This window comes from Paraburkholderia phymatum (assembly GCF_040965635.1).
GTDB lineage: Bacteria > Pseudomonadota > Gammaproteobacteria > Burkholderiales > Burkholderiaceae > Paraburkholderia > Paraburkholderia phymatum_B.
The window spans coordinates 19,277-41,378 of the sequence record NZ_JBFRCH010000040.1 but is presented as its reverse complement, the minus strand read 5'-3'; the positions used below and the strand labels follow the sequence as shown (position 1 = coordinate 41,378).

General features: G+C 63.7%; 22 protein-coding genes and 2 pseudogenes. 8 read left to right on the top strand and 16 right to left on the bottom strand.

Annotation, left to right across the window (positions count from 1 at the left end; genetic code table 11):
- Positions 1 to 175: 175 nt before the first annotated feature.
- Positions 176 to 1,123 (bottom strand): DMT family transporter, encoded by a 948-nt coding sequence (locus tag AB4Y32_RS35180; protein WP_368725706.1) that lies wholly within the window; start codon positions 1,121 to 1,123, stop codon positions 176 to 178.
- 249 nt (positions 1,124 to 1,372) lie between these two features.
- Here AB4Y32_RS35180 and AB4Y32_RS35175 point away from each other — a divergent pair, with 249 nt between their 5' ends.
- Positions 1,373 to 1,714 (top strand): zinc ribbon domain-containing protein YjdM, encoded by a 342-nt coding sequence (locus tag AB4Y32_RS35175; protein ID WP_368725725.1) that lies wholly within the window; start codon positions 1,373 to 1,375, stop codon positions 1,712 to 1,714.
- Positions 1,715 to 1,807: 93 nt separating this feature from the next.
- Here the strand turns inward: AB4Y32_RS35175 and AB4Y32_RS35170 are convergent, their stop codons facing one another.
- Positions 1,808 to 2,317, bottom strand: a complete 510-nt coding sequence (locus AB4Y32_RS35170; RefSeq protein ID WP_368725705.1) for a DUF1269 domain-containing protein — start codon at positions 2,315 to 2,317, stop codon at positions 1,808 to 1,810.
- 148 nt (positions 2,318 to 2,465) lie between these two features.
- Positions 2,466 to 2,750, bottom strand: coding sequence for a hypothetical protein (locus tag AB4Y32_RS35165; protein WP_368725704.1), 285 nt, complete (start codon positions 2,748 to 2,750; stop codon positions 2,466 to 2,468).
- 254 nt (positions 2,751 to 3,004) lie between these two features.
- On the opposite strand from AB4Y32_RS35165, the gene AB4Y32_RS35160 reads away from it, so the two are divergent.
- From AB4Y32_RS35160 to AB4Y32_RS35145, 4 genes are all read left to right on the top strand, one after another.
- Complete coding sequence (locus AB4Y32_RS35160; protein ID WP_368725703.1) at positions 3,005 to 3,490, top strand: adenosine-specific kinase; 486 nt, start codon at positions 3,005 to 3,007, stop codon at positions 3,488 to 3,490.
- 60 nt (positions 3,491 to 3,550) lie between these two features.
- Positions 3,551 to 4,483: a phosphorylase gene (locus AB4Y32_RS35155; RefSeq protein WP_368725702.1), complete on the top strand. Its 933-nt coding sequence runs from the start codon at positions 3,551 to 3,553 to the stop codon at positions 4,481 to 4,483.
- A gap of 35 nt (positions 4,484 to 4,518) precedes the next feature.
- Positions 4,519 to 5,556 carry a Vgb family protein gene (locus tag AB4Y32_RS35150; protein ID WP_368725701.1) on the top strand — a complete coding sequence of 346 codons (1,038 nt, stop codon included), beginning with the start codon at positions 4,519 to 4,521 and terminating at the stop codon, positions 5,554 to 5,556.
- A gap of 189 nt (positions 5,557 to 5,745) precedes the next feature.
- A complete protein-coding gene (locus AB4Y32_RS35145; protein ID WP_368725700.1) occupies positions 5,746 to 6,375 on the top strand; it encodes a phospholipid-binding protein MlaC in 630 nt (209 codons plus the stop codon).
- Positions 6,376 to 6,400: 25 nt separating this feature from the next.
- On the opposite strand, the pseudogene AB4Y32_RS35140 reads toward AB4Y32_RS35145, so the two are convergent.
- From AB4Y32_RS35140 to AB4Y32_RS35080, 13 genes and pseudogenes are all read right to left on the bottom strand, one after another.
- A pseudogene (locus AB4Y32_RS35140) lies at positions 6,401 to 6,496 on the bottom strand (hypothetical protein); the annotation flags it as partial.
- 91 nt (positions 6,497 to 6,587) lie between these two features.
- Positions 6,588 to 7,541 carry an ectoine/hydroxyectoine ABC transporter substrate-binding protein EhuB gene (gene ehuB, locus AB4Y32_RS35135; protein ID WP_368725699.1) on the bottom strand — a complete coding sequence of 318 codons (954 nt, stop codon included), beginning with the start codon at positions 7,539 to 7,541 and terminating at the stop codon, positions 6,588 to 6,590.
- Positions 7,507 to 8,814 (bottom strand): amidohydrolase, encoded by a 1,308-nt coding sequence (locus tag AB4Y32_RS35130; RefSeq protein WP_368725698.1) that lies wholly within the window; start codon positions 8,812 to 8,814, stop codon positions 7,507 to 7,509. Before AB4Y32_RS35130 ends, ehuB begins: the two co-directional genes overlap by 35 nt.
- Before the next feature lie 15 nt (positions 8,815 to 8,829).
- Positions 8,830 to 10,257 (bottom strand): aldehyde dehydrogenase family protein, encoded by a 1,428-nt coding sequence (locus AB4Y32_RS35125; protein WP_368725697.1) that lies wholly within the window; start codon positions 10,255 to 10,257, stop codon positions 8,830 to 8,832.
- Complete coding sequence (locus tag AB4Y32_RS35120; protein WP_368725696.1) at positions 10,257 to 11,309, bottom strand: low specificity L-threonine aldolase; 1,053 nt, start codon at positions 11,307 to 11,309, stop codon at positions 10,257 to 10,259. Before AB4Y32_RS35120 ends, AB4Y32_RS35125 begins: the two co-directional genes overlap by 1 nt.
- 56 nt (positions 11,310 to 11,365) lie before the next feature.
- A pseudogene (locus tag AB4Y32_RS35115) lies at positions 11,366 to 11,443 on the bottom strand (serine dehydratase beta chain); the annotation flags it as partial.
- A gap of 16 nt (positions 11,444 to 11,459) precedes the next feature.
- Positions 11,460 to 12,725 carry a serine hydroxymethyltransferase gene (glyA, locus tag AB4Y32_RS35110; protein ID WP_368725695.1) on the bottom strand — a complete coding sequence of 422 codons (1,266 nt, stop codon included), beginning with the start codon at positions 12,723 to 12,725 and terminating at the stop codon, positions 11,460 to 11,462.
- Between the two features lie 16 nt (positions 12,726 to 12,741).
- Complete coding sequence (locus AB4Y32_RS35105) at positions 12,742 to 13,137, bottom strand: hypothetical protein (protein WP_368725694.1); 396 nt, start codon at positions 13,135 to 13,137, stop codon at positions 12,742 to 12,744.
- Positions 13,134 to 13,760 carry a hypothetical protein gene (locus tag AB4Y32_RS35100; protein WP_368725693.1) on the bottom strand — a complete coding sequence of 209 codons (627 nt, stop codon included), beginning with the start codon at positions 13,758 to 13,760 and terminating at the stop codon, positions 13,134 to 13,136. Before AB4Y32_RS35100 ends, AB4Y32_RS35105 begins: the two co-directional genes overlap by 4 nt.
- Positions 13,753 to 16,752 carry a sarcosine oxidase subunit alpha family protein gene (locus AB4Y32_RS35095; RefSeq protein ID WP_368725692.1) on the bottom strand — a complete coding sequence of 1,000 codons (3,000 nt, stop codon included), beginning with the start codon at positions 16,750 to 16,752 and terminating at the stop codon, positions 13,753 to 13,755. The genes AB4Y32_RS35100 and AB4Y32_RS35095 overlap by 8 nt, the downstream gene beginning before the upstream one ends.
- Complete coding sequence (locus tag AB4Y32_RS35090; RefSeq protein ID WP_368725691.1) at positions 16,749 to 17,066, bottom strand: sarcosine oxidase subunit delta; 318 nt, start codon at positions 17,064 to 17,066, stop codon at positions 16,749 to 16,751. Before AB4Y32_RS35090 ends, AB4Y32_RS35095 begins: the two co-directional genes overlap by 4 nt.
- 8 nt (positions 17,067 to 17,074) lie before the next feature.
- Entirely contained in the window at positions 17,075 to 18,331 is a 1,257-nt protein-coding gene (locus AB4Y32_RS35085; RefSeq protein WP_368725690.1) for a sarcosine oxidase subunit beta family protein, read from the bottom strand.
- Between the two features lie 84 nt (positions 18,332 to 18,415).
- Complete coding sequence (locus AB4Y32_RS35080; RefSeq protein ID WP_368725689.1) at positions 18,416 to 19,561, bottom strand: M24 family metallopeptidase; 1,146 nt, start codon at positions 19,559 to 19,561, stop codon at positions 18,416 to 18,418.
- Between the two features lie 324 nt (positions 19,562 to 19,885).
- Between AB4Y32_RS35080 and ehuC the strand changes: the two genes are divergently transcribed.
- From ehuC to ehuA, 3 genes are read left to right on the top strand one after another with little or no spacing between them, the layout of a single operon-like run.
- Positions 19,886 to 20,614 (top strand): ectoine/hydroxyectoine ABC transporter permease subunit EhuC, encoded by a 729-nt coding sequence (ehuC, locus tag AB4Y32_RS35075; RefSeq protein WP_368725688.1) that lies wholly within the window; start codon positions 19,886 to 19,888, stop codon positions 20,612 to 20,614.
- Entirely contained in the window at positions 20,608 to 21,279 is a 672-nt protein-coding gene (gene ehuD, locus AB4Y32_RS35070) for an ectoine/hydroxyectoine ABC transporter permease subunit EhuD (RefSeq protein WP_368725724.1), read from the top strand. The genes ehuC and ehuD overlap by 7 nt, the downstream gene beginning before the upstream one ends.
- 23 nt (positions 21,280 to 21,302) lie before the next feature.
- A complete protein-coding gene (gene ehuA / locus AB4Y32_RS35065) occupies positions 21,303 to 22,067 on the top strand; it encodes an ectoine/hydroxyectoine ABC transporter ATP-binding protein EhuA (protein ID WP_368725687.1) in 765 nt (254 codons plus the stop codon).
- Positions 22,068 to 22,102 lie beyond the last annotated feature (35 nt).

Sequence of the window (22,102 nt, the reverse complement as noted above, 5' to 3'; positions counted from 1 at the left end):
CCTTCGGACGCGCCGCATCGCGACGCAGCCGGCTGGTCCGACAGGGATAGTAGGTGGAGAAGCGTGCGCCCGCAATTGAACGGTCGAATCGGGGCGAGTCCGGGCACCCCCGGGCAACCCCGGGCGCTCGCCGATGGCAATCGCTAATGCGGCAATGGCCGACGAATGCTGGCGCTCACGCCGAGCCGATTTTTCCGCGGCGTCTTGGTCGTGCGAACACGTTGTTCAGCCACTCGCGGCCATTGACGACCATCATGCCCGCGAGCACGAGCACACTGCCCGCGAGAAAGCCCGGATCGAGCCGCTCGTGCAGCAGCAGCGCGCCCATCGCGACGCCGAATATCGGCGACATGAACGACAGCACGCCCAGGCGCGACGCGAGGTAGATGCGCAGCAGCCAGAACCAGACCGCGTAGCTGACGAAGCAAACGACGATCGCCTGAAACCCGAGACTCGTCCACACGAGCGGCGTGCCGTGAAAATGGAACTGGCCGGTGATGGCCGCGAACGGCAGCAATACGACGAAGGCCCATGCGAGCTGATAGAAGAGCGTCTGCGTCGCGGGCGCTTCGCTGAGACGCGTCGCGCGAACCGCGACCGTCGTCATGCCCCACGCGGCGCCACCGCAGATGCCCAGCAGGTCGCCGAGCATCCAGTTCGACGACGACGGATCGCCGCCGCCCTTCGCGCCCGGGCCGACAAACGTGACGACGATGCCGACGAACGCGATCGCGATGCCCGTCCATTGCATGCGAGTCAGGCGCTCGGAAGGCAGCGCCATTTGCAGGCCGACTGCGGCGAACATCGGCGCGGTGTACAGGAACACGGCCATGTGAGACGCCGTCGTCCATCGCAAGCCTTCGGCCACGAACAGAAACTCGGCGGCGAACAATATGCCGACCAGCGCGCCCGGCCTCAGCGCGACGCCCGGTAGCCAGTTGTCGCGAACGATCATCCTGCCGAACACCCAGACCAGCACGGCGGCAACGCCCGAGCGCATCGACACCTGAAGCAGCGGCGCGACATCGCTCGCTATCGATTTCATCGCGACCTGTTGCAGCCCCCATACGAGGCACAGAATCATCATGCTTGTAACGGCAAAGCCGTCTAGAGTTTTTCTCATCGATGTTCGTCAGCAGGTCTGATGCGAAGCTGGTTTGCTCATGGCTCGAAAGGAGCTAGATTTTCAACGATTTGCGCTGCGATGTCGAATTCGCGCCCGCGCTGGCCCGGCTGGTCCATGATCGTCGCGGAACGGTCCGGCGCGCTTCTGATCGTGGCCGCGCACTCCCGTAGTCGACGAACCCGCCACACGACATCGCTATACTCTCGCACTTTCATTATTCGCGTCGTCGCGCACGAAGGACTCCCTATGAGCACGTTGCCCCCTTGCCCGAAATGCCATTCCGAATTCACGTATGAAGATGCGGGCGTCTTCATTTGCCCCGAGTGCGCGCACGAATGGACAGCGCAAACCGCGGGACCTGCTGAAGCTACGGCCCGGGTCTATCGCGATTCAGCCGGAAACGTGCTGCAGGACGGCGATACCGTCACGGTCATCAAGGATCTGAAACTGAAGGGATCGGGAGGCGTGATCAAGATGGGCACCAAGGTGAAGAACATCCGTCTGGTGGATAGCGATCACGACATCGATTGCAAGATCGACGGGTTCGGCGCCATGAGCCTGAAGTCGGAATTCGTCAGGAAAGCTTGACGGGCTTTACGTCATTGCCATTCGATGGTCCGGGAGCGGCTCGTTCCCGGACACAGCGCGATCTGCTGAATGCTCAACGCCGGCAATGCGTGCTCACGGGAAAATCGGCGTCGTGGGCTCCGCGCCTTCGAGATCGGCCTTCGGAAAATGCTGCGCGACCATCTGCTCGATCTCATGCTCGCGCGAGCCGGGAACGTCGGCCATGATCAGTATCTGGCCGTCGCGTATCGCGTCGCGAAAGCGCTGTAGCCGGGTGTTGGGTTCATCGACGCCGATCATCGCCGCCGTCCATGCGCCGAAGCCCGCGCCCGCCAGCGTCAGTCCGACGACGGCGCCGCCCGCAATCGCCAGTTCCGCAGGCGGAAATACGAGCGCCACGAGCCCCAGCAGCGCGCCCGTCGCGCCGCCGAGCGCCACGCCGCGCTCGAGTGCATGCACGACGTCGCTGCTTTGCAGCAGGGACGCCTGAGGCAGTTGCTCGAGCGTAACGCTGTGATTCGCGAGTACGTGGATGTGGCGCCACGTGATGCGCGCCCGCAGCAGATCGTCTACGATCGCCTTCGCTGTCAGCGTGTCGGGTACGAGAAAATAAAGGCGTCTCATGTCGGCTCTCCGTCAAACTTGCGGTGATCCGCAACGGGATGATGCCGTTTATCGTACGCCTGTTACCGCCCGCCAGCGCATGCCTGTCCGCCAATGTCATGGCGCTCGGGCGGCACTGCGCAACCGCGGACGGGTTGCGCCGCGAACGTCAGCCGTGTCCCGTCACGAATTTTTTCGTCGCGTGATAGCCGTGCTTCGTCGCATCGGCGACGGCATGCCCCGTCGATTTCGCGCCGTGGCCAATCGCATGCCCGGCCGATTTCGCGCCGTGGCCGACGGCGTGTACCGCATGGCCCACTGCGTGACCCGTGTCCCGGCCCGCCATCTTGGCGTCTTCCTTGAACTGGTGCGCGCCCGAAGCGAGGCTTGCATGCGCCAGCGGACTGGCCATGACCAGCGCGGCGACGATGATCGAAAATCTGGTCTTTTTCATGGCCCCGATTTTCCCATATCGAACAATTGCGCACGGTACATGATCGGTAAGCATTCGCCCTTCTTTGTATCGCGATGTTTCCGCTCGCGTTGCGCAAAATATGCGTTTCGTCCGGCGCTTTCGCTGATGCGCGGTTGGTACTAGTCTAGAAGGCGGGTCCAGAGGGGACGGACGGTATGCGCTCGGTGTCTGCCATGTTCGTCCATCTGTGACGCGTTCTCACGTCGTTGTGCCGCAACGGAGCGAGGTCCGCCATGCAATTGTCCGCCGTCAAGGTCGTCAAGCCCGAAGCGACCAACTTCATTCTCGGGCACAGCCATTTCATCAAATCCGTCGAGGATATTCACGAGGCCCTGGTCGGCACCGTGCCCGGCATCAAGTTCGGCCTCGCGTTCTGCGAGGCATCCGGCAAGCGGCTCGTCCGACGCTCGGGCACCGACGAGAGTCTCGTCGAGATGGCATGCCAGAATGCGACGAACGTCGGCGCGGGCCATAGCTTTTTCGTGTTTCTCGGCGACGGCTTTTTCCCCGTCAACGTGTTGAACACGATCAAGGCTGTGCCCGAGGTGTGCCGGATATTTTGCGCGACGGCGAACCCCGTCGAGGTGCTGATCGCCGAAACGGATCAGGGGCGCGGCATCGTCGGCGTGATCGACGGTTTATCGCCCGTCGGTGTCGAGACCGCAGAAGACGTGCAGTGGCGCAAGGATCTGTTGCGCACCATCGGATACAAACTGTAGCGGCTTCGCGCTTCCAGACATCGTGCACGTTGCGCGCGCCGCCTCGCCAGCCGATCAGACATGGAACAACGACAACGACGACGCCTCGCGCCGGGCACGCTATGGCCGGCCGTTCTTCGACAGACGGAACATGCGCTACGCTGCGGCGCGCTGCAACCGATCGACACGCAACAGGCGGTGATCGAAAGCGGCGGCATCCGCTTTCTCGTGCGGCAGGTGTCGAGCCTGACGCGCAAGGAGCAGCAGCGCGCGCAGGCCGCAAAAGTTCAGACGGCGAAGCGCCCTTCCGTGAACCCGTTCCTTCCGTACGAGCCGGATCTGTTCGTCGCCGACATCTCCGATACGCATCTCGCGTTGCTCAACAAGTTCAACGTCATCGATCATCATCTGCTGATCGTCACGCGCGCGTTCGAACGCCAGGAGGCACTGCTCGATCTCGCCGACTTCGAGGCACTGCTGGCGTGCATGGCGCAGTTCGACGGCATCGGCTTTTACAACGCAGGTGCCGCAGCGGGCGCGAGTCAGCCGCACAAGCATTTGCAGATCGTGCCGCTGCCGCTCGGCGATGCCGGTCCGCCCGTGCCCATCGAGCCGATGCTCGCGACGGCTGTCATCGAAGGCCCGGCGGCACGCGTCCCGGGTCTGCCGTTTCGGCACGCGTTCGCGCGCTTCGAACCCGATGCGATGGCTTCCGCCGATGCGGCAAGGCTCGCGCTTTCCTGCTATCGCACGCTGTTCGAAGCCGCGCGTGTCGGTACGGTCGACATCGACGGGGAACGCTGTCACGCGACGCCGTACAACCTGCTCGTCACGCGCGAGTGGATGCTGCTCATGCCGAGGTCGGATGAGCGCGTCGAAGGCGTGCCGGTAAACGCGTTGGGATTCGCGGGATCGCTGTTCGTGCGCGACGCGGCGCAGATGGATGTGATCGAACGGCTCGGCCCGATGACGGTTCTGCAACGCGTCGCGCTGCCTGCAAACGCGTCGCGATGATGCGAGTGATTCATGCCAATGCGAAGGAGACGGACATGCTGAAGAACGTCGCGATCGATCGGGTCGCGGCAACGCCGCGCAAGATTCTTCAAGCCAGCAATGTACGCGTTGTTGCCGCATTAGCGCTCGCGTGTGCCGCGCTCGTCGGCGCGGCACAGACGCGGCCCGCTTCGTTCGACAGCTTCGCTGTGCCGTCGGGCAGCGCGCCGCACGACGTCGCGCCGTCGCCGGACCGTACCGTGTGGTTCACCGCGCAGGCGCGAGGCTCGGCGGGACGGCTCGACCCGCGCAACGGCAAGATCGACAGCATTGCGCTCGGCGACGGATCGGCGCCGCATGGCGTGATCGTCGGGCCGGACCAGGCGGCGTGGATCACCGATGGCGGCCAGAACGCGATCGTCCGTGTCGATTCGAAGACACTCGCCGTCACGCGTTTTCCGCTGCCCAAGGACCGGTCTAACGCCAACCTCAATACGGCCGTGTTCGACAAGCAGGGACATCTGTGGTTTACGGGGCAAAGCGGCATCTACGGCGAACTCGATCCGAAGCGCGGCACGATGCGCGTGTTCGATGCGCCGCACGGCGCCGGCCCGTACGGCATCTGCGTGACGCCGAACGGCGCGCTGTATTTCGCGTCGCTCGCGGGCAATTACCTCGGCCGCATCGACCCGGCCACAGGCGCCGCGCAAGTCATCAAGCCGCCGACGGCAAATCAAGGCGCGCGCCGCGTCTGGTCCGACTCGCAAGGGCGCGTGTGGGTCAGCGAATGGAACGCGGGACGTGTCGGCATGTTCGATCCGTCGACGCAGCGCTGGCGCGAATGGCGTCTGCCTGGCGACAACCCGCATGCGTATGCGATCTTCGTCGATGATCACGATGTCGTCTGGCTCAGCGAATGGAGCGCGAATGCGCTCGTGCGCTTCGATCCGCACACCGAGCGGTTCGATGTACTCGCACTGCCGCGTGACCACGCGAACGTTCGGCAGATGATGGGCCGCGCGGACGAAGTGTGGCTGTCCGAATCCGCGACCGACCATCTCGTGCGCTACCCGTCGCGCGCAGCGAAGAACTAACGGGCGACTGACGGGCGACTGACTGGCGCGCGACGTCAACGGCGCGCGCGCATCGCGCGCCACGCCGCGGACAGCTTGTCTGCCAAAAATAGCGGCCGCCCCTACAATAGGCTGCGCCGCGCGATCTCGCGCGCGCCGCGCCGAGCGCGACCTACGCAATCACACGACGAGTTCGCCGATATGAGACTCATGAGACTCCGATTTCTCATTGCTTTTCTCTTTGCCGTCTTTACGTTTTGCAAGGGCGCATCGGCACAGACCGTCGACAGTTCCGACCCGCAGGCGTTGATCAAGACGGTCACGCAACAGGTGCTCGACGAAGTGCGCAAGCGCGCGATCGAGCCGACCGACATCCCGCGCATCATGGACATCGTGAACCGGGACATCCTGCCGTATATCGACTTCGAGCATACGACGCGGCTCGCGGTAGGCCGCTACTGGCGAACGGCGACGCCCGAGCAGCAGAAGCAGCTCGTGCAGCAGTTCCAGACGCTGTTGATCCACCTGTATTCAGGCGCGCTCGCGCAGCTTCGCCCGGATCAAAAGATCGAATATCCGCCGATACGTTTTTCGCCGATCGATACCGACACCGTCGTGCGCACGATTGCAATCACCGATGCGCAGCCCGTCGAGATCGATTACCGTCTGCGCAAAACGCCGCAAGGCTGGCGCGTGTATGACCTCAACGTGCTCGGCGCGTGGCTCGTGCAGACTTATCGCCAGCAGTTCGGCGAGACGATCCAGCAAAGCGGCGGCATCGATGGACTGATCCGCTTCCTCACCGAACGCAACGAGCAACTCGCGTCGGGCAAGCAGTGAAAGGCAAGGCTCGACGATGCGCCGCACCAACCGCATGCTGATAAACAGCCTGCGCGTAGACATCGGTACGCTTCGACAACGCGTAGTCGGCCATCAGGTTGATCTGGTGATACCTCGAACTGCTGTTGGCCGCATCGTCAACCGCGTCCGAGTAGTTGTAACTCAGCACGCCTTGCGTTTCCAGTTTGGCTTGCAGATGTTACGCAACTGATTTACGGGCCTGAGCAGATCTGCTCGGTCTTCTGGGTCGGCAAGAATCCCTTGCCGAAGCCGAACGGCGTCACGAGCGACAGGTGTTCACTCGATCCAATGAAAGGCACTAGTGTCTTGTTAAAGGCGTCGCGCAAATCCTTGTCGCTCTTCCTGAACCCGAATGCGCCATGCGACGTCACAGAGTTGTTGTTGACACTCTGAAAAGGCGCCGTTGCCTGCACACCGTCGGCTTTCTGCGCCATGTTGTTGATCGAGAGCGCCGTCAGCGCCGCCGCATCGGCGCGCCCCGTTTGCACCGCGCTGACGAGGCTCGGCTGATCGGACAGCTGCACGAGCTGATTCGGCTTTACGCCGCTCTGCTCCGCGTAGCCGACCTCGACCGTGCCCGCCATCACGGCAAGCTTCGTATTCGGCTTTGCGGCAACCGACTGGAAATCCTTCATGTTGTCCGGGTTTCCTTTCTTGACCAGCAACGCCTCGCCCATCCCGTAACTCGGTTCCGAGAACAGGATCTGCTGACAACGTGGCGGCGTGACGGCCATGCCAGCAGCGATGATGTCGAAGCGCCCGGCCTGCAAGCCCGGAATCAGCGACCCGAAGTCGGTCAGCACGCCGACCACATTCTTGATACCCATTTTGTGCAGCACGGCTTTCGCAACCTCCGGTGCTTCGCCCGTCACATTGCCGTCCATGTCCGCGTAGCCATACGGCGCTTCGTTGGCGAACCCGATCCTGATCGTGCCCGTATGCATTGCCCGTTCCAACGTAGTTTCAGCTTGCGCCGCGACGCTGACTGCAGTCGTCGCGAGTGCCAACACCATTGAAATGCCGTGCCGCAAAGTCTTGCTGTCAAACATTTTCAGTCTCCTTTTTGCCGAGTCGAATGGATTACATCTCGTCGCTAGTAATGCGATGTGCTCAGTCGTCCGCGTCGATGCCGGCCAGTTGCGCACACAAATCGACGCCCCAGCCGAGCAGATCCTCGTCGAAGTCGAACCGCTCGTTGTGGTGTCCGCCGCGCGTGTGCCCCGCCAGCAGCAGATATGTCGAGCGCCCTCCGCGCTGCTGGACCGCGCGCGCCATATACGTTGCGTCTTCGCTTGCTGGAACAGGGTAGTTCGACACCGAGATGCCCGCGTCATCCCGCATGCCGACGTTGCGCGCCGCCTCGGCCACCGCGTCGACGAGCGCCTTGCTGTTGTCCGCGCCGACAAACTCGGCGACGGGGCGCACCTCGGCCTGCACGCCGGTCATCCGCGCAGCGCCTTCGATGATCTCGATTGCGCGCCCGTACATGTACGAACACACTTCGTCATTCGCGCCGCGGACTTCGAAGCGGAATTTCGCGGCGTCCGACACGACGTTGTTCGCGTTCTCCGAACTGAACTTGCCGACGTTGACACGCGACGCGCCTTTGCTATGACGAGGAATCGCGTACAGCCCCTGCACGGCAGCGCAGGCGGCGAGCAGTGCGTTGCGTCCGTCCTGCGGTGCATTGCCCGCATGGCTCGCGCGTCCGGAAAAATGCACGTCGCAGATTCGCGCCGCGAGCCACGTCGCGTCACAGATCAACTTGCGCTCGGAGACAATGCCGAGATGCAGCGCGACGAACGACTCCACTTCTGCCAGTTGCGGCAAGCGGGCGAACACGGCCCCGCCTCCCGCCACTTCTTCGGCTGGCTGGAAGAAGAGATGCACGCGGCCGCGCAACGTCGCGCGCGACGCCGCGAGCCGCCGTGCAAAGCCGAGCCCGATGGTGAGATGGCCATCGTGGCCGCAAGCGTGCATCACGCCGTCGTTGCGCGAACGAAATCCCGCGGCAGCCGGCACGTGCTCGGCCGCATCGCTTTCGGCGATAGGCAGCGCGTCGATGTCGAAACGAAAGCCATACGTCGGCCCGCTCGATGCTCCATCGAGCGTCGCGACCAGTCCCGTATAACCGCCTTTCATCGCAGGCAAATACCGGTTGTCCGCGCCCAGTGCCGCGCTCGCGCGCGCGAACGCCTTATCGAGCATGGCGGGTGTCGGCAGACCTGAACGCGTGGCGCCTTCGTACAGAGCTTCGCCCCACGTCACGGCGAAGCCGAGCTGTTCGAGTTCCTCGCAGAGCTTTGCGGTGGTATGAAACTCAGTCCACGACAGTTCAGGGTACGCATGGTACGCACGGCGCGTGGCCACGAGCGGCGCCAAATGTTCGGCGTGCGGGTACAGCGGAAGTGTGTGCATCGGGTCGGCCCTGCTTCAGGCGAGTAGAGTGGGATCGATGTTGACTGAGCGCAGATTGCTGAACGCGGGCAAGCCAAGCGGGGAAAGCGCGATCGAACCGTTACCCGAGTTCTTGTGACCGATCCAGCCGAGCCGCGCATCGACGAAATTGCAGCGGTTCACATACACCGTACCCGTGTCCGCCGCATCGATGAAGCGTTCGGCCCGTGCGCGCGAGCGCGTGAAAATCGACGCGCTGAGTCCATAGTCGGAATCGTTCACGCATTCGATGGCCTGTGCGTCGGACCTCACTTTCATCACGGGCAGTACCGGGCCGAATGTCTCTTCTCTCAGGACGGCCATCCGGGGATCGACGTCGGCCAGCAGTGTCGGCAACAGGAACAGCGCGTTGCCGATCCGCTCGCTCCCGCCGCCCGTCACCGCCGTCGCGCCTTTTGCAACGGCGTCGTCGACGAGATGTTGCAACCGATGCACGGCCACATCGCCGCCGAATAGCGGGCCCAATGTCGTATCCGGCGCCGTCGGGTCGCCGCACCGCTGCTCGGCCATCACCTGTGCGGCCGCCTCGACGAAGCGCTCGTAAAGCTTCTCGTGAACGAACACGCGCTTGACTGCGCAGCACGATTGCCCGGAGTTGTGCAGGCGTCCGATCCGCACGGTCCATTCGACGGCACTCGCGAGATCCGCATCCTCGGCGATATACGCGGCATCGTTGCTGCCGAGTTCGAGCGAAACGCCGATAAACGGATTGCGCAGCGCATTCGCCGCGCGCTTCGCGATGCTCGCCTGAATGGCGCGACCGCCGTGCACAGAGCCCGTAAAGATGACATGATCGATGTCGGCCGTTTCGATGATTCTTGCCGACACGTCGTAGTCGACGGTGATATTCACCAGCAACGAACTGATTCCGCCCAGTGAGCCGAATGCCCGCTCGAAGTGACGACCCACGGAAGGCGTGGTCGTATGCTTCAGCAGCACCGCGCTGCCGCTCAGCAGCGCGCAGACCGTACCGTTTATCGCGCAGAACAGCGGATAGTTCCAGGGCGTGATGATGTACACGAGCCCTTTCGGCACGAAGTCGATGCGCCCTTCGAAATCTTCGCTGTTGTACGAAGCGAGGCCATACGGTGCGAGCGCGCCGTCACTGGCGAAACGGCACATGAACTCGGCGCGCTCGATCATGTAATCGACTTCGGCAGCAGCAGCCGACACAGGCTTGCCCATTTCCCGCGTGACCTCGCGGGCGATCGCATCGCGATGATCGCGGAAGTACTGCAACGCGGCCTTCACAAGACCAGCACGGTCTTTCGCCGGAAACTTGCGCCATTCACGCGCCGCCGCGCGCGCCTGGGCAATGCGGCTCGACACTGCCTCATACGTTTCAGACGGCGCCGAAAACACCTGCTCCCCAGTGAAAGGGTTGCGCAATTCGATCATGCTCATCAAACAGTCTCCCTGGTTGCCAGTCGGGCCATCTCGCCCGTGAATGCATCGATGTCCCGCTCGCTCGTATCGAAGGACGTGACGAAGCGGACCTCGGATGTGCGCGGATTCCAGACGTGAAACGCGGTGTGCTGTTGCAGCGGCGCAATCCACGACGGCGGCAACGTTGCGAATACCATGTTGGCCTGCACGGGTGCCGTGACGCGCACGCCTTCTATCGCGAGCAGCGCCGACGCGAGACGCGCCGCCATCCGGTTCGCGTGCCGCGCGTTGTGCAGCCACAGGTCGTCTTCGAAATAGCCGAGATATTGAGCGGCGATGAACCGCTGCTTCGACGCGAGCTGCATGCCCTGCTTGCGGATCGACGGCAATGTGCCGCCGAGCGCGGGATCGATGACGACAATGGCCTCCGCCATCATCAGCCCGTTCTTCGTGCCGCCGAACGACACGATGTCGACGCCCAGATCGCGCGTGATTGTTCCAAGCGGCAGATCGAGCGAAGCGGCGGCATTGGCAAGACGCGCACCGTCCATATGAACAAGCATGCCCTGCGCGTGCGCGAACCCGGCAATGCGGCGAACCTCCTCGGGCTGATAGACGGTTCCTCGCTCGGTTGCCTGCGACAGCGATACGACGCGCGGCCGGCTGCGGTGCACGAGCCCCGCATGAAACGCGACCGCTTCTTCGAGTGCGGGCAGTTCGAGCTTCCCGTCGTTGGTTGCAACGCCCACCACCTTGCAGCCCGCGATGCGCTCGGGCGCGCCGCATTCATCGACACGGAGATGCGCGCAGTCGGCACAAAAGACGGCATCGACCGATTGCGCGATCGCCTGCAACGCCAATGCGTTGGCCGCTGTGCCCGTGGTCACGAAAAACACCTTGGCCTGCTCGCCGAAGTGCAGGCGAAACAGCCGCTCGGCGCTCGCTGTGTACGCATCGGCGCCATAGCCGATCACATGCCCGGCGTTGGCCGCCATCATTCGCGCGAAGACGGCAGGATGCACGCCGGACGCGTTATCGCTCGCCAGCATCGGCTTTACCGATTCGTTCATGTCGGCTCCTGACATGCGACCACGTTCAGCGCCAGGCCGCCGCGCGCCGTTTCCTCCGCGCACATCGGCCCGACCGTGTGCGAGCTGGAAGGCCCGATGCCGACTTTGAACTGATCCAGCACACTGATCGTCATCACCGCACCCTTTTCATCACAGCGTCTGCGTGCCTTGATAGACCGGAAAGCTGCGGCACAGCGCCTGAACCTTGTCGCGGACCTTGTCGATCGTTGCGCGGTTATCGACGTCATCGAGCACGTCGCACATCCAGTGCGCGAGCTGCGCCGATTCGGCTTCACGCAGTCCACGCGTCGTGATGGCCGGCGTGCCGACGCGAATGCCGCTCGTCACGAACGGCGACTCGGGATCGTTGGGCACGGCGTTCTTGTTGACCGTGATGTGCGCGGCTTCGAGCGCGGCATCGGCGGCCTTGCCGGTGAGCCCGCGCCCGATGAAGCTCACGAGGAACAAATGATTGTCGGTGCCGCCCGAGACGACGCCATATCCGCGTGCGACAAACGTCGCCGACATCGCCTTCGCATTGGCGATCACCTGCCGCTGGTACTCGGCGAATTCGGGCCGCGACGCTTCGAGCAGCGCAACGGCCTTTGCCGCCACGACGTGCATCAACGGGCCGCCCTGTGTGCCGGGAAAGACCATCGAGTCGATCTTCTTCTGCAACCCGGGATTCTCGCGGCCGAAGATGAGCCCGCCGCGCGGGCCGCGCAGCGTCTTGTGCACTGTCGTCGTCACGACGTCCGCGAACGGCACGGGGTTCGGATACAGGCCCGCCGCGACTAGTCCCGCGACGTGCGCAATGTCGACGAAGAGCAGCGCGCCGACCTCATCGGCGATCTGCCGGAAACGTGCAAAGTCCAGCTGGCGCGAATAGGCGGAAAAGCCCGCGACGATGAGCTTCGGCCGGTGTTCGCGCGCGAGCGCCGCAAGCGCGTCGTAGTCGATCAGGCCGTCGTCGTTCACACCGTATTGCACGGAGCGAAAGAGCTTGCCCGAGAAATTGACCTTCGCGCCGTGGGTCAGATGCCCGCCATGCGCGAGGCTCATTCCGAGCACGGTATCGCCGGGTTGCAGTAGCGCGAGATACACCGCCGCGTTCGCCTGAGAACCGGAATGGGGCTGGACGTTTGCCCATGCCGCGCCGAACAGCTTTTTGGCGCGCTCGATTGCGAGACGCTCGACGACATCGACATGCGCGCAGCCGCCGTAATAGCGCTTGCCCGGATAGCCTTCCGCATATTTGTTGGTGAGCGCGCTGCCCTGGGCTTGCAGCACGCGCGGACTCACATAGTTTTCAGAGGCGATCAGTTCGATATGCTCTTCTTGCCGTCGCTGCTCTCCGCGAATGGCGTCGGCCAGTTCCGGGTCGAATTCCTCGATGCCTGGTGATGCTGTAAACATGAGTATTTCCTTTTCGTCAGTGCCTGATGGCGTAAACGGTCTCGTAGCTGACTTGCGTGCCGGCTGAGTCTTCTTCGCGTTTGCCCGCGCGTACTCTCACTGCGCGAATAGCGGCATTCGAAATCAGCCGTTGCGCGACTGCGCCGCAAAAATCCGCGACGCCTTTGATGTGCGCCCTTCTGCAATCCTCGATCGCATGCCACATCACTTCGTAATCCACGACTTCGTCGAGCGAGTCCGAAGCCGGCGTGCAGGTGCCATAGGGCACGTAAAGATCGATCGATATGAGAAAAGCGGCTTCCTCATCGTCGTGTTTCGGATCGTTCAGATTCACGCGCCGGTTGCGAAGAAATAGCCGCCGGTGCTGTGCGAGGTCGGCGGCGGGAACCTCGGTGCAAGCGACTCCGCTCATCCGTGTGGTACCCGTGATGCACCGTGCGCCACGATCCACTCCTCGATGCTTTTCGCAAACGTGCACGGCACATACAGGTCGAAGGCTTCGGCGCCGTCATCGTCGAGTACCGACATTGCAAGCACGGGAACGTGATGCACGTGGCTCTGCGAGATCGCATGCAGCGCAAACGCCGAAACGGAAAAGTCGACCGGCATCAGCACGGACATCAGATGACGCACGCCCGCACCCGACAGGCGCAGCAACTCGCGGCTATGTCCCAGCTCGGTGACGACGCCGATCGATGCGTCGATCGGACCGCGCAAGCGCTTGAGCCGACGGTCGCCACGCGGCGCGCAGATCCGCACGCGACGCGCCCCGACGCGCATCGCCCGCAAACCTTCCGACTCGACGGCTGCGTTGACGAGCGTCGGCACCGCGCAGCCGATCGCCTCCTCGACCTTCGCGACAGCGGCGCTCCAGTTGTCCTGCCAGCCGCCGAATTGCAGCCAGTCGCGGCCGGACACCGTGCGCAGCTTCGTCTGATGACGCGGGTACGAGTGATAAAGGGGCGCAGAGCCGCCGAGGCTGCCGACGCCGATACCGGCCTGCGCAGCCAACGAATTGAACTGTTCGTTACGCACGGAGACGCTCTCCTTCTGGATCGAGAAAAATCGGATTGACGACACGCACCGTGACCGTCTCGCCCTTCAGCGGATACACCGCGCGCAGCCTTTGCCCTTCGCGCTGCCTGCCTTGCTCGACCAGTCCGAGCGCGAGATAGCGGCCCAGCGTCGGGCTATACGTCGTCGATGTGACGTGACCGATGCCGTGTCCCTTGAGCGGACCATCCTCGGGAAACACGATGCAGCCGGGGCGCAACCGCTCTTGCGGGTTCTCGGGCTGCAAGCCCATCAGCACGGGACGGTCGGCGCGGCAAAGGTCGGCTCGCTGACGAAGCACGCTGCCGGCGAAGGGCTTCGCTTTCGCCATCCGCCCAAGGCCGAGGTCATCGAGCGTCGTGCGGCCGTCGAGCTCGGGGCCCGCAGCGTGCCCTTTCTCGACGCGCAACGCGCCCATCGCTTCCGTGCCGTAGGCGATGACGCCAAGCGGCTGGCCGGCCGTGTACAGCCGGTCCCATAGACGCGCCGCATCGCCCGCCGGGCAATAGACCTCATAGGCCAGCTCGCCCGAGAAGCTGATCCGGTGCACGCGCACCGTCACGTCCTCGAACTGTGCGAGCAGACAGCCCATGTACGGCAGCGCGTCGTTCGACAGATCGCCGCCCAGCACCTGCGAAAGCAGCGCGCGGCTGCGCGGCCCCGCAACGGCCATCGCGCCCCACTGGTCCGTCACCGATGTGACGTGCACGCGCAACTCCGGCCAGGCGGTTTCAAGCAGAAACTCCAGGCGGCTCATCACGGCGGCTGCGTTCGCGGTCGTCGTCGTCATGAAGAAGTGATGCTCGGCGAGCCGCGTCGTCGTGCCATCGTCGAATACGAAGCCGTCGTCGCGCAGCATCACGCCATAGCGTGCTTTTCCGACCGCCAGCTTCAGCCAGCCGTTGACGTAGACGCGATCGAGAAACTCGGCCGCGTCGGGCCCTTGCACATCGATCTTGCCGAGCGTCGAGACATCCACGATGCCGACACCCGAGCGCACGCCCTTCATCTCATGCACGTACGCGGCATCGACGTCCGCGCCGCTCGACGGGTAGTACCAGGGACGCATCCACAGACCGACCTCCGCCATGTGAGCGCCGCGCGCACTGTGCCAATCGTGCATCGGCGTGCGGCGGACGGGACGGAAATGCTGGCCGACGGATGCTCCGCCGAGCGCGCCGAGCGGCACGGGCGTGTACGGCGGGCGAAACGTCGTCGTGCCGACGGCAGGCAGCGACGCCTGCCGATGTCCCGCCATCGCCGCCATCCCGTTCAGGTTGCTCGTCTTGCCCTGATCGGTGCCCATGCCGAGCGTCGTATAGCGCTTCAGATGCTCGACTGAAACGAAGCCTTCCCGATGCGCGAGCGCCACGTCGGCTTCCGTCACATCCGTTTGCAGGTCGACGAACGCCTTGCCTTTGAAAGTGCCGCTGCCCTTCATCAAATGCAGAGGCAGCAGCGGACTTTGCGCATCGGCGCGCGGCAACTGATCGATCAGCGCGAGCGCATCCGTAGGCTTTTGCCCAAGCTGCACGGCGACTTCATGACCTGCTCCGAGACCGCTTGCGATCGCATCGACGGTTGTCGCCGCGCCGCGAATCGCGCCGGCGCACACGCAATCGGACGTGTCGGGACCCGCGACGAATGTGTCGAGTTCCGCGTTGAATACGGCCTTTGTGCCCCGCTGGCTCTGCAGATGAATGACGGGTGTCCAGCCTCCCGACACGGCCAGCAGATCGCACGCGATGCGCCGCGTCCGCTGTCCATGCACGTTCGCCGAGGCGACGGGTGCAAGCTGCACCGCTCGAAGCGCGCGGCCGCCTTCCGCTTGCGCGACGACGTGTCCGCGGATGATCTCGATGCCGCGCCGCTCGACTTCTTCGATGAGCGGACTTGCCGCGTGGTCGCGTCCATCGACGACGGCGACGACCTGAACGCCCGCGTCGGCAAGATCGCGTGCCGTGCGGTACGCACTGTCGTTGTTGGTCGCGACGACGACGCGCCGGCCGGGCACCACCGCGTACACATTGCAGTACTCGCGCACCGCGCCTGCGAGCATGATGCCGGGCAGGTCGTTGTTGGCGAACACCTGCGGCCGCTCGATCGCTCCCGTTGCGAGCACGACCTTTCGGGCGCGCATCAGCCAGACGCGCTGCCGTGGCTCATGCGGCAGCGGCGCGGGCCGATGGTCCGCGACGGCTTCGAGCAGGCCGACCGTGTTGCCGTCGAAGTAGCCGAACGCCGTCGTGCGTGCAAGCAGCGTCACGTTCGGGCGGCCCGACAGATCCGCGACGATGCGCTCGACCCAGCGGCTCGTGCTTTCCTTGCCGATCTGATCGCGCTCGAAGCGCAACGCGCCGCCGAACTGCGGATGCTCGTCGACGACGGTCACGCGCAAGCCGGCACGCGCGGCCGTGCTGGCCGCCGCTAGACCAGCGGGACCGGCGCCGACGACCAGCACGTCGCAGAACGCGTTGACGGTCTCGTAGTGGTCGGGGTCGGCGTGATGCGTCGCGCGCCCCATGCCGGCAGCGCGCCGGATGTGCTTTTCATACCATTCCCACGCGCCGCCCGGCCACATGAACGTCTTGTAGTAGAAGCCCGCCGACAGCACGGGCGACAACAGGTTGTTGACGGCCATCAGGTCGAAACGCACGGAAGGCCAGCCGTTCTGGCTGTTCGCGACGAGGCCGTCGAAAAGCTCGATCATCGTGGCGCGCGTATTCGGTTCCGTGCGCGCCCCACTGCCGAGCGCGACGAGCGCGTTCGGCTCTTCGACCCCGGCGCCGACGATGCCGCGCGGACGGTGATACTTGAAGCTGCGGCCGATCACCTGCACGCCGTTGGCGAGCAGCGCCGATGCAAGCGTGTCGCCCGCATAGCCGCGATAACGTCGGCCGTCGAACATGAAGCTCAGCTCCGCTTGCCGGTCGATGCGCCCGCCCGCTGTCTGCCTGAATACCTGTGCGCTCATGGCTGCACCCCTTCGGCGGCGAGCACGGCGGCCTTTGCGTCGTCGCGTGCAGTCGCATGCTCGCGCGCCGCGATCACGTTCAGAATCTCGTGCGTGCCCGTGTCACGCGTGACGACGAGCCACGCGCGGCAGCCCGACGTGTGTTGCCAGTACTCATCGTGCGGCCCGCGCGGATTGCGCCGGTCGAACACATACGCGTACCAGTGCTCGAACGACGCGTCATCCAGCGCGGGACGCGTAACCGTCGCGTCGCCGCCGTACTGAAACTCGGTGTGATCGCGCACACCGCAATAAGGACATCGGATTCTCAACATGATGCAAATCAGTGCGCGTAAGGGTATGGGCCGGCACCCGACTCGTTGATCGTTGCGCCGGTACGGAAGCGGTCAAGACTGAATTTCTGGTTGAGTTCGTGGGTGTGATCGTGCGCGATCGTGTGGGCAAAGGTCCAGCCGGCAGCGGGCGTCGCCTTGAAGCCGCCGTAGCACCAGCCGCCGTTCAGATACAGCCCGTCGACGGGCGTCTTCGAAATGATGGGACTGCCATCCATCGACATGTCCATCACGCCCGCCCAATGCCGCAGCAGACGCAAGCGCGAAATGCACGGCATCATCGAGCAAGCGATCGATGCGACTTCCGCGACGACGGGAAAATTGCCGCGCTGCGCGTACGAGTTGTAGCCGTCGAGGTCGCCGCCGAATACGAGGCCGCCCTTGTCGGACTGGCTGACATAGAAGTGCGCGGCGCCGAATGCGACCACCTGATCGACGAGCGGCTTGATCGGCTCGGTGACGAACGCCTGCAAGACGTGGCTTTCGATCGGCAGCGTGATGCCCGCTTTCGACGCGACGAGACTCGTGCTGCCCGCGACGGAAAGACCGACACGCGCCGCGCGGATTTCACCGCGCGTCGTTTGCACGCCCGCGAGCCGCCCTGCTTCGAACAGGAAGCCGAGCACCTCGCAGTTCTGGATCAGGTCGACGCCGAGCCGGTCGGCCGCGCGCGCGTAGCCCCAGGCGACGGCGTCGTGCCGTGCGGTGCCCGCCTTGCCCTGATACATCGCTCCGTGAATCGGGAAGCGCGCTGCGTCGCCGTACTCGAGATACGGCACGGCCTTGCGCACCTGATCGCGCGACCACAGCTCGCCATCGATGCCGTTCAGCCGCATCACATTCAGACGCCGTGCGAAGCTGTCCAGCTGATCGGGCGAATGCGCGAGCGTGATTTGCCCGCGCTGCGAGAACATCACGTTGTAGTTGAGCTCCTGGCTCAGTCCTTCCCACAGGCGCATCGACCAGTCATAGAACTGCGTATTGCCGTCGATCATGTAGTTCGAGCGCACGATCGTGGTGTTCCGGCCGATGTTGCCGCTGCCGAGATAGCCCTTTTCGAGCACCGCGACACGCTTGATCCCGTGCACGCGCGCGAGATAGTAGGCGGTCGCAAGCCCGTGCCCGCCGCCGCCGATCACGATGACGTCGTACTCCCGTTGAGGCTTGGGGTCCCGCCATGCGCGCCGCCAGCCCTGATTGCCGCGCAGGGCCTGCCGTACGAGTTGAAGTGCCGAATATTCTTTCATTTCGATCAGGTGAGTTGGCGTTCGGGCGATCTGCCGGAAGGCGGTTGCGATTGGTTGCGATGGAGACGGATGGAGACTTGCCGTTTAGCGGGCAACGGGGTCCGCCGGCACGTTGGACAGCACCTCCGCGCCCGCCGAGGACAGCAGCACCGTGTTCGACATGAAGTAATCGCCTTTGCCCGTTCCCATCAGCCACGACAGGATGTGGAAGGTCATCCCCTGCTCGATCACGCGCTCGCTGTCATGCCGCAAGCCGACGACGCGGTTGCCGCCCGTCCAGCTTGGCGCGCATCCGATGCCGACCAGATAGCCGCAGTGATGGCGCCGGTAGTGTTCGAGCCCCGCGCGATCGGCGACGCGTTGCCACGCGGCGTAGACGTCTCGCGCGAGTGCGCCGGGACGCAATGCTTCGACGACGGCGGCGAACGCGTCCTGACAAACGGCTGCCATCGTTCGTGCCGGATGCGGCACGGCGCCGATATGAACGAGGCGGCCCATCGGTGCGTGATAACGATTCACGCAGCCGGACATTTCCAGAAAAACGGTATCGCCGTGGACGAGCCCGCCATTGCCCCATGTCGTGTGCTCTTCGCCGAGGCGGCTGCCGGGTCGGATGAACGGACCGAAGCCGGGATAGGTGCCGCCCGCCTCGATCATCGCGGCGCTGCAACGCGCAGCCACATGCCTTTCGGGGACGCCTTCGCGGATCGCGTCGATCGCCGCGCTCATCATCGCGTCGGAAACGCGCGCGGCTGAACGCATATAGATCAGCTCGGCGTCGCTCTTGACGAGCCGGATGTCATCGATGACCCACGAGAAATCCACGCACGTCGCGTGACGCATGCCGCCGCGCAGCGCCTGCCCGAGGCCATCCGGCAGGCCCGCCGACCAGCATTCGAGACCGATGCGCCGCGCGCTGTGTTCGGCGATGCAAGCGAGCGCCTTGTCCGCGATCGACTCACTGTCGCTGTGCCCGATGAAGCGTGCATTGCGCACATGGTTGCGGATCGTGACGCCTTCCATTGCTCGCGTGACCAGCGTCAGTTCGCCCGTGAGCGGCACGATCAGAAGATGAGGCGCGAAGTAGCCCCAGTGATCGAGCCCGGTCAGATAGAAGATGTTCTCCGGGCTGCTCACGAGACACAGATCGATCTCGCGTGCCGTCATTGCCTCGCGCACGTTGCGCAGGCGTGCATCGTATTCGGCCGCTTCAAAAATGGCTTGCTGCACAGTTGTCTCCATTCGTTGTTGCATCACGCTAGTTGTACACAAGTATCGATGAAGAAAATCGGGCTTTCAAGTACCGGCAATAAAAATTTCGTGATGATGTGTACATCATTCCCATCTGAGGCCTGTTTTATGCCGTCTCATAAGGGATTTACCTAGCTGATGCACACTTCCAATATCGACTGGTGTATACATCTACCGCAGAAGCATCCGCGCTCCGGCTGAAGATGTACACAACAACGTTGTGCCGGGAATTTTGAGGTGACATACTCGCCGCGACGCATCGCTCGTGCGCCGAAGCGGCAACAGGATCAGGAGACGACTGGAATGAGGATCAGCAAGACCCGGGCAGTGTGCGGCGTTGCGGCGACAGCACTGCTGTTGGGCTGCATCGCCACGCAGCCTCAACTCAGGCAATTTGTTCCCGCGTTGCTCAAGGCGACCGTGATGACGATGCAGATCACAGCGGGCGCCGCGTGTGTCGCCGTGCCAATGGCGCTCATCGCGGCGTTGATGAAGATGTACGCCCCACTGCCGTTGCGATGGCTGGCCATCGGCTATATCGAGGTATTTCGCGGCACGTCCGCACTCGTTCAGCTGTTCTGGCTTTTCTTCGTGCTGCCGCATTTCGGCGTCGAGTTGCAGCCGGTGCCGGCGAGCATCATCGCGCTCGGCCTGAACATCGGCGCATACGGCGCGGAAGTCGTGCGCGGCGCGCTGCAGGCCGTCGCCCGCGGACAGTGGGAAGCGACCATTGCGCTGAACATGAGCTTCGCGACCGCGATGCGCCGCGTGATCATTCCTCAGGCGGTTGTCGCGATGATTCCGCCGTGGGGCAACCTGTTCATCGAACTGCTGAAATCGACTTCGCTGGTGTCGATGATCACCGTCGCGGATCTGACGTTCAGGGCCCAGCAGCTCAATCAGTTCACCTTCAAGACCGTGCCGATCTTCACGCTGGTGCTGCTGATCTATCTGGTCATCGCGGTGCTGATCACCATCGGCTTCCGTACGCTGGAGGGCCGCGCGTCGCAGGGCATGAGGAGAAAATCGTGACCGTATTCGATTGGCACTACGCTTTGCAGATCCTGCCGATGCTCGGGCAAGCCTCGATCATCACGGTGGAAGCCACTGTCGTCAGCTTCGCCGTTGCGGCCGTGCTCGGCCTCGCGTTCGCGATCCTCCGGATGGTCCCGGCCCCCGCCGTTGCCGTGCCCGTCTCGATGCTCGTCGAAGCGATACGAAGCACGCCGCTGCTCATCCAGATCATGTTCATCTACTTCGGCCTGCCGAAGCTAGGTATTGTGATCGACGCCTTTCCGGCCGGCGTGATGGCGCTCGGCCTGCACTACGCGACCTACTGCTCGGAGGTGTACCGCGCGGGTCTTGGCGCGATCCCGCGCGGACAGTGGGAGGCTTGCATCGCATTGAATTTCAGTCCCGCCGACACGATGCGCAAGATCATCATTCCGCAGGCCATTCCACCCGTCGTGCCCGCGCTGGGCAACTATCTGATCGCGCTGTTCAAGGATACGCCGCTGCTTTCGGCGATCTCCGTGATCGAACTCATGCAGACGGCCCGCGTCATCGGCTCCACGAACTTCCGTTACGTCGAGCCCGTGACACTCGTGGGCGCGCTATTTCTGGTATTCAGCCTGATCGCCGCATCGGGCGTACGACACGTCGAGGCATGGCTGCGCTCATGCCGGGGAGAAAAATGATGTCGCAAAACACGCAGGATTCGATGTTGCGTTTCGATCGTGTGTCCAAGCGTTTTGGCTCGCATACCGTGCTCGACAACCTGGACCTGAGCATCCGGCCGAACGAGAAGGTCAGCATCATCGGCCCATCGGGATCGGGCAAGACGACGGTGCTTCGCACGTTGATGACGCTCGAACGGGTCGACTCCGGCTCGATCTGGATCGACTCGGAGCCGCTCACACATATGCATCGCAACGGCTCGCTGGTGGCCGCCGATGGACGTCACCTGCGGCGCATGCGTAGTAAGATCGGCATGGTTTTCCAGCACTTCAACCTGTTCCCGCACCTGAACGCATTGCGCAACTGCATGCAGGCGCCGATGAGCGTCCTGGGCCTGAGCGCACAGGAGGCAGAGGAACGCGCAACTGCCCTGCTCGAACTGGTCGGCCTCGGCAACAAGCTCGGCCATTACCCTGCGCAGCTGTCGGGTGGTCAGCAACAGCGCGTGGCGATCGCGCGCGCGCTCGCGATGCGGCCGAAAGTCATGCTTTTCGACGAGGTCACTTCCGCGTTGGACCCTGAACTGGTCGGCGAAGTGCTGGGCGTGATCCGGCAGCTCGGCAGCGAACACGATCTGACGATGCTGATGGTCACGCACCAGATGGGCTTTGCCCGTGAGTTTTCCGATCGCGTGTGCTTCTTCCATGGAGGCCGCATTGCCGAACAGGGACCGCCCGAACAGATATTCGGCGACCCCAGGCACGACCGGACAAAGCAGTTCCTGCGCGCGGTCCTCTCGGGCTCATGATCGCGTGCGGCTGCATCTTGTTCAAATGAATCGTT